At 39.9% G+C, this 6,269-nt stretch carries 8 protein-coding genes and 1 rRNA gene; all 9 read right to left on the reverse strand.

The window, feature by feature from the left end; translation table 11 throughout:
* Positions 1-111: 111 nt before the first annotated feature.
* A complete protein-coding gene (gene yabA / locus AC1DUW_RS04205; RefSeq protein WP_207196469.1) occupies positions 112-450 on the reverse strand; it encodes a DNA replication initiation control protein YabA in 339 nt (112 codons plus the stop codon).
* Positions 451-500: 50 nt separating this feature from the next.
* Positions 501-1,331, reverse strand: coding sequence for a PSP1 domain-containing protein (locus AC1DUW_RS04210; protein WP_053349013.1), 831 nt, complete (start codon positions 1,329-1,331; stop codon positions 501-503).
* Position 1,332: 1 nt separating this feature from the next.
* Positions 1,333-2,331 carry a DNA polymerase III subunit delta' gene (gene holB, locus AC1DUW_RS04215; protein WP_053349022.1) on the reverse strand — a complete coding sequence of 333 codons (999 nt, stop codon included), beginning with the start codon at positions 2,329-2,331 and terminating at the stop codon, positions 1,333-1,335.
* Positions 2,332-2,345: 14 nt separating this feature from the next.
* The gene (locus tag AC1DUW_RS04220; protein WP_053349014.1) at positions 2,346-2,786 is read right to left on the reverse strand and encodes a YaaR family protein; all 441 of its coding nucleotides are present in this window, start codon (positions 2,784-2,786) and stop codon (positions 2,346-2,348) included.
* Between the two features lie 24 nt (positions 2,787-2,810).
* Positions 2,811-3,140, reverse strand: coding sequence for a cyclic-di-AMP receptor (locus AC1DUW_RS04225; protein ID WP_053349015.1), 330 nt, complete (start codon positions 3,138-3,140; stop codon positions 2,811-2,813).
* 119 nt (positions 3,141-3,259) lie between these two features.
* Complete coding sequence (gene tmk, locus AC1DUW_RS04230) at positions 3,260-3,901, reverse strand: dTMP kinase (RefSeq protein ID WP_098177770.1); 642 nt, start codon at positions 3,899-3,901, stop codon at positions 3,260-3,262.
* 39 nt (positions 3,902-3,940) lie between these two features.
* Positions 3,941-5,395, reverse strand: a complete 1,455-nt coding sequence (locus AC1DUW_RS04235; RefSeq protein WP_053349017.1) for an aminotransferase class I/II-fold pyridoxal phosphate-dependent enzyme — start codon at positions 5,393-5,395, stop codon at positions 3,941-3,943.
* A 236-nt stretch (positions 5,396-5,631) separates the two neighbouring features.
* The gene (locus tag AC1DUW_RS04240) at positions 5,632-5,874 is read right to left on the reverse strand and encodes a sigma factor G inhibitor Gin (RefSeq protein WP_376182452.1); all 243 of its coding nucleotides are present in this window, start codon (positions 5,872-5,874) and stop codon (positions 5,632-5,634) included.
* A 189-nt stretch (positions 5,875-6,063) separates the two neighbouring features.
* Positions 6,064-6,179, reverse strand: a 5S ribosomal RNA gene (gene rrf, locus AC1DUW_RS04245).
* Positions 6,180-6,269 lie beyond the last annotated feature (90 nt).

Consider the following 6,269-nt stretch of genomic DNA (forward strand, 5'->3'; position numbering starts at 1 on the left):
TACAAAAAGGGTCTGACTCATAGTAAGCGTCAGACCCCGAATCACTATATATTGTAAACGGTCTATCTATCACGTAAAAGAGATGGAACATTCTTTTATATTATTCCATTTTCACTTCTTGTTTAAAAAAGATAAACAGAACAGGCAATCTCCTTCTTTTCGTAAACTCCCAAAATGCAGATTACAAATATGGAAGCCTTCTTGATAGATACGGGCTAGATTGTCATAGCCTTCCCCGATATCCATAACCTTTTCCGCACTCGCAGTACGATTTTTTACTTTTTGTTTAACCTTTACAGATGCAGGTGCACTCTCGACTTCCACAAGGCCTAATCGATGACGTAAGTGCTCGTTTTCCAACTTGAGCGACTGATTTTCCTCGAGAATTTCCGCTAGATTCTGCTTCAATTCACCAAGCTGTTTATATAATTGGCCTATCTGCGTTTCCATATTGGTCACCGACTCAAAAATATCTTTCTTATCCACGCTCTCCCACCACCTTAATAATCTGTGGCTTGAATAGAAACGGCTCCCTCTTTTAGAATCTCATCTAAAGTATACTCTAATACTCTTTCCTGCTCGATTAGTTCAATCTGAAGTACGCGTTCTAGAATATTAAGCCCCACTACCTTGCCTTTGCCACCAGGCGTATTAATCATTTCACCTAAATCAGGAAGCATTTCCTTCGCACTTTCATACTCATCATTTTCATATTTCAGACAGCACATCAATCGACCGCATAATCCTGAGATTTTTGTAGGGTTCAATGATAAATTTTGATCCTTCGCCATTTTGATTGAAACAGGTTCAAAATCACCAAGAAACGTTGAGCAACATAGCATTCTGCCACATGGCCCGATTCCTCCAAGCATTTTTGCCTCATCCCTGACCCCAATTTGGCGCAGTTCAATCCGTGTTCTGAATATGGCAGCTAAATCTTTGACTAAATCTCGGAAATCCACGCGACCATCCGCTGTAAAATAAAACACAACTTTATTTCTGTCGAACGTATATGACACATCTACAAGCTTCATATCCAGCTTATGCTCATCGACCTTTTGACAACATATAGAATAAGCCTCTTCTGCAGCTGCCTTGTTTTCGTCAACAATTAACTTATCTTTTGCATCAGCAACCCGAAGTACCTTTTTCAATGGCAGGACAACATCATTTTCATCTACTTGTTTACGGGCTGTAACAACTTTACCGAATTCAACACCGCGGACAGTCTCCACTATTACAAAATCGTCCTTAGGAATAGCGAATTCACCCGGATCAAAGTAGTATATTTTGCCCGCTTTTTTAAAACGGACACCTACAACATCATACAAATCATGATCCCTCCTGCAAATTCAGCACAAGCTGTTCCATTAACAGCTGTGGATTTGTGTTGGACATCAGCTTCCTTTTTGCTTCCAAAATATACCCCATATGTTCAGCGAGGCGTCTCGGAGAAAGATGAAGAGCGTGAGTTTCAAATTCCTTCAGTTTACTTTGAAATACAACAAGGTCCTTCTTGTCCAACTGAATGTATAATAAATCCTTATATATAAGAAGTAACAAATCAAGACCTCTATCAACCTGTTCTCTTTCTTTAAAGTGTGAAAACCAATCCGTCTGAAGGTATAACAAAGCCTTCAAGGAATTCTGTTTTAACACTTCATATAATTTTACCACTATTTTTTGAGCTTGTACAAACCATTCATCATGGCTAAGTTCGATTCCAGCTTCCACATTCTGTGTTAAATGTGAGATAACCGAGGCAAGCTGCGGATCTAAATCCTGTTCTATCAGCTTCCGCTTTACATTTTCCGGGGATAACGGCTTAAACGAAATCACTTGGCATCTTGATAATATAGTCGGAAGAATTCTCTGAAGCTGTTCGGTCATCAGAATGGCCACAGTATCAGCTGAAGGCTCTTCTAGAAATTTCAATAGGCTGTTTGCTGCCCCGACTGACATTTTATCCGCATCGGCAATCATATAAACTTTCCGATCTGCCTCTACACTTTTCTTCGAGAATTCTTCTTGAAGACTCTTAATTTGTTCTTTTTTGATCGACAGCCCATCCCGCTCAATCAAATGAACATCAGGGTGATTCCCACTTGAAATTCGTTTGCAATTCCGACATTGCTCGCATGGCTTGTAACCTGCTGTCAGGGCCTCACAAAGTAAGCTTTTAGCGAAGGTTTTACTTATATCTTGCTTACCTGACCCTTTTTCCCCTTCAAATATATACGCATGAGCCACTCTGTTTTTCGTTATGCTGTTTTGTAGCATCGTCATAACCTGTGGCTGAATTTGACTCATGTCTTGCCATGTTTTATCCAACACTATCAACTCACTTAAGTATATAAATTAATCAGAAGTCCTTTAATTTCACCAATCATTTCTACTATTTCGAGCGAGCTCTTCTCTTTATTCAGAATTTCCTCGCTTAATTCAACTAATCTCGCATCGATCGTTTCCACGGTTTTCAATGGTTGGCTTTGACCGTATTGGTTCCAGGTCGTAGATTGCTTCAATTCTAGACCATATTCAACAGCTTCTCGGACAAACCGCTTCACTAACGCTTTATATTTCGCCAATTCTCTAAAGGTACGTGACCGAACCAATCGCTGGCCCGCCCCTTCAATATCACCTATTAAACGGTTTAATGTTTGGATTTGCATCTTTTGATCCTGTGTTTGGACCATTTGTTGAAACCTTCCATTGCCTGTTTGAGCATGTTTGGTATCCTGCCGCGCTTTATCCAACTTAATTGGGATATCATGGTTGATTTTCATAATGAACCTCCATACAACTAACCGTTAAAATTGTAAAAAGTTTTCAACTGGCAGAACAAATATGGTTGCACCGCCTACTTGAATTTCCACTGGATAAGGTACATAGGATTCGGCATTTCCACCCATCGGTGAAACCGGTGACACTAACTGGGATCGTGATTGACAATTCTGTTTGATAATCTGAATGGCTTGGTCAACACGTGCATCCTCTGTTCCAATCATAAAGGTTGTATTTCCTGATTTTAAAAACCCGCCCGTACTGGCAAGCTTGGTTGTCCCGAAATTATTTTCTACTAATTCATTCAGCAGCCGATGACTATCCTTGTCTTGAACGACAGCAATGATCATTTTCATTCTCATCATCCTCCGGTTACTCTGAATTTTCCTAACTCTATTAACTCTATTAACTCTATTATAGCAATTAGTCTTTGCTTGGAATAGTGTTCGGTTGAATAATATGGAAATTCAAGTAGTTACTGTTCTGTTTTTTCCAAAAACGTCAGTAAGCGGGCTTTCGTTTCCTCAAAAACATCCTCAATTGTCCGGCCCGCATCCACGATAATGAACCGATCTTTCCATCTATTTATTATTAACTGATACCCCTCACATACTTTTTTATGAAAATCTATGGCTTCCAGGTCTAGTCGGTTCACTTCCCGGTCCCCATTGGACTGAATACGTCTCAACCCTTCTTCTGGATCGATATCAAAAAAGAACGTAGCATCCGGCATCATATCTCCAATTGCGAATTTATTGATATTGTATACTTCTTCTATATCTAAGCCTCTTGCATACCCTTGATAGGCCAGAGAACTATCTATAAAACGGTCACACAGAACGATACCTCCTCGCTCTAGCTCCGGAATAACTATCTCAACTAAATGCTGACGCCTTGCAGCTGCATATAATAAAGCCTCTGTTCTTGGGTCCATAGCTGTATTGGCTTTATTCAGGATAACCTCCCTAATTTGCTCGGAAATGGGAACGCCTCCTGGTTCTCGTGTTAATAGGACTTGGTAACCTTCTTCTTGAAGAGCCTTACCGAGCATTTGGATAATTGTTGTTTTCCCAGCTCCCTCAGGTCCTTCCATTGTTATAAAAATACCACGGTTCATCGGTGTACCTCCAAGGTTCTTTGTTTGTAGTATATCATTTTAACCAACCTGCCCGCTTTCATAAACGATTAGCTCTCCGTTTGAAAGGGAGGAACCGCCATGAAATCTTGATCCCAGGTCAAGCAGTCTTTTTAAGTTGAATATATGCTTCGAGGTAATCATTTCCCCGGACATAATTAAAGGGATCCCCGGCGGATAAGGGATGACCATCTCAGCAGATACCTCTCCAACAGCTTGACTTAATACTACGTGTCTCGATTTCCTTTGACCCATTACAGAATATGGCAGCGCAAGGCTTGTCATTGAATTCTCAGCTTGCCAGCTCACTGCTTGATTGCCCTCCCGTCTTCCAGTTTTTTCTTCAGTTACATTTTTTATTTTTTGAACAATTTCATGAAAAGGAAAATAGTCATTTTTCTTTAATAATGGCAAAATCATTAACAAATTAAAGGGATCAGCTAATTCTGAATAAATACCTTCTGCTTCACACAACTGCTGTAACTCAAACCCACTTAAACCCTTTGTTGATTGAATGACTACTTTTAAAGGGTCTGCTGACGTTCCCGGTGGTGCTTCTAACACCCGTACCGATTGGAGACTAGCTAATTCCCTTCTGAAATCCGATATCCTTTTAATAAGGCAGTTTTGATCTTCTAATGTAAATGAGGCTAAATAAGACCTGGCTAAGTCTAGAGATCCCATAATCGGATAAGATGGACTGCTTGATTGGAGCATTTGCAAATAGAATGACACCTGATCTATATCTAATAAGGTTGTATTAATATGGAGATAGGAACCCATCGTCATTGCTGGCAGTGTTTTATGAGCCGAGTGAACAACGGCGTCCGCCCCAGCTAAAATTGCTGTCCTAGGAAAGGGACCTCCTAACTGAAAGTGAGCACCATGTGCCTCGTCTACCAGCACTGGAATTCCTCTTTGGTGTGCCAGCTTCACCATTTCAGAAAGATCTTCACCAAGACCATAATAATTTGGATACGTTACAATGATAGCTTTTACATCTGAATGAACTTCCAGGGCTTCTTCAAGTAGTTCCATTCTGACACCACCTGCAACCCCCCATTCCTCATAAAAAATCGGTTGTAAAAAAATCGGTTGTACATTCGCTAACATCAGTCCATGTAAAATTGATTTATGACAGTTCCTTTGGACAAGCACCTTATCTCCTTCCCGGCAGGTGGCAAGGATCATCGCAAGGTTCCCAACAGTTGAACCATTGACTAGAAAATAACTCTTCTGAACACCATATAAATCAGCGAGTAATTCCTCAGATCTCAAAATAGCACCTTCAGGGGCATGTAAGTCATCTAAACCGCTTAGTTCCGTAGCATCTATTCCCAGTAAGGAGTTATATACTGCTTGGCCTTTATTACTAAACACCCGTCCATTTTTATGCCCTGGGACATGCAGAGATATCGGATTCTTTTTATTAAATGCACTCATTGCATCGAACAATGGCGTCTGTAATTGATTCATTTCTCTCTTCCCTCAAATCATAGTATTTTTTCATTTTATCAAAAAAGTTCGATTTAATCTCTTATTGAGACGAGCGGGATTGCAATTATGTAGGACTACGCTGCTTATATTTGTAATTCTGAAACAAGCACCTGCTGTCTGCAACTATTCTTCTAAAGCAAAAAAAGAGTTAGAGAATAAGAAACATTCCATTTCTTTATTCTCTAACTCTTCAACTTTCTATAAACTACTATTGCTTAAGAACAAATTTCAGGATTGGTGATTTTTCTTAATTGTTTCAAGTAATATTTATACCTAGGATCGTTTGTATCCGTCCCAATCATATCCCTTTCGCATTCCTCACAAATAAAAGTCGTATATAAGTGTATCCCCATACCTTTTATCTGTTCACAAACCACGCACGATTCCCCTGCCGTTGTTTTGGTTGTTGTTGTCCCCAACATCTCCACCTCCATACCTGCATTCTCCCCAAAAACCATTGTTCGCATACATAACTTTAGATAGTTTAAGAGAACCGGGGCTGCTTTTAACAATGTATGATGAAGGTTTTCAATACGTGTATGTCTCTATAAAAGTTTCCATAATTGATAAACACTTTATTATTATTGACTTGTTTTTCATTAAACAAAAAAAAAAGATCAGCCAGGATGGCTGATCTTTTTAAAATGGCTTGGCGGCGTCCTACTCTCACAGGGGGAAACCCCCAACTACCATCGGCGCTGAAGAGCTTAACTGCCGTGTTCGGAATGGGAACGGGTGTGACCTCTTCGCTATCGCCACCAAACAATAAAGGAACGTTGTTCCTTCAAAACTAGATAATAAGAAGGTATTTCATTTTTTWAAAGCGTGGTTAAGTCCTCGATCTATTAGTATC

The sequence above is a fragment of the Peribacillus sp. P4_C12 genome (assembly GCF_056402095.1).

Coding starts and splice junctions, on each gene's coding strand:
- AC1DUW_RS04225 (WP_053349015.1), bottom strand. CDS start 3,140: ATGAAAATGATCATTGCTGTCGTTCAAGACAAGGATAGTCATCGGCTG.
- AC1DUW_RS04220 (WP_053349014.1), bottom strand. CDS start 2,786: ATGAAAATCAACCATGATATCCCAATTAAGTTGGATAAAGCGCGGCAG.
- AC1DUW_RS04240 (WP_376182452.1), bottom strand. CDS start 5,874: ATGGTTTTTGGGGAGAATGCAGGTATGGAGGTGGAGATGTTGGGGACA.
- AC1DUW_RS04235 (WP_053349017.1), bottom strand. CDS start 5,395: ATGAATCAATTACAGACGCCATTGTTCGATGCAATGAGTGCATTTAAT.
- yabA (WP_207196469.1), bottom strand. CDS start 450: ATGGAAACGCAGATAGGCCAATTATATAAACAGCTTGGTGAATTGAAG.
- tmk (WP_098177770.1), bottom strand. CDS start 3,901: ATGAACCGTGGTATTTTTATAACAATGGAAGGACCTGAGGGAGCTGGG.